Origin of the sequence: Streptomyces griseoloalbus, assembly GCA_014650015.1 — a bacterium.
Lineage (GTDB): Bacteria > Actinomycetota > Actinomycetes > Streptomycetales > Streptomycetaceae > Streptomyces > Streptomyces griseoloalbus.
In genome coordinates, this window is record BMUD01000131.1 from 1 (window position 1) to 601 (window position 601).

The 601-nt window shown below is 47.4% G+C and carries 1 protein-coding gene; it reads right to left on the reverse strand.

Annotation, left to right across the window (positions count from 1 at the left end; genetic code table 11):
- On the reverse strand, positions 1-585 hold a 585-nt coding region (locus IE178_RS37195), incomplete at its 3' end, for an RNase H-like domain-containing protein (RefSeq protein ID WP_498370658.1).
- Between the last annotated feature and the right edge of the window lie 16 nt (positions 586-601).

Consider the following 601-nt stretch of genomic DNA (forward strand, 5'->3'; position numbering starts at 1 on the left):
TTCCCACAATTCTGCTACTGCTCTTCCCTTGACTGACTTGCGTGTTACATACTTCAGATCAAATTCGGAGAGCAACAGCAACCAACGAGCTAGCCTACCCGTAAGTGCTGGTTTCTCGAAAAGATATTTGATGGGATCGAGTCGTGAAACCAACATTACGGAGTGAGCTAACAGGTAGTGCCGCAGCTTCCTGGTAGCCCATACCAAAGCTAAGCAAGCCTTCTCCAACGGTGTGTAGCGAGTCTCATACTCTAGCATCTTCTTGCTCAGATAGTAGATGGCTTTCTCCACCTTGTCCTCTGATTCTTGTGCGAGCATACAGCCCATTGTAGTCTCAGTCACTGAAAGGTACAATATCAACGGTTTCCCCGGCTCTGGCGGTGACAACACGGGCGGGTTCTGTAAGTATTCCTTGATCTGTTCAAAAGCAGCTTGGCATCGGCCGTCCCATTGGAATTTCTTTCCTTTCTTCAGGAGACCAAAAAGTGGTTCACAAGTCAAGGTTAATTTTGAGATAAACCGTCTTATGAATTGCACTTTACCCAGAAAGCCTCGCACCTCCTTTTCAGTCCTTGGTGGTGGCATTTCTAGGATGGCCTTG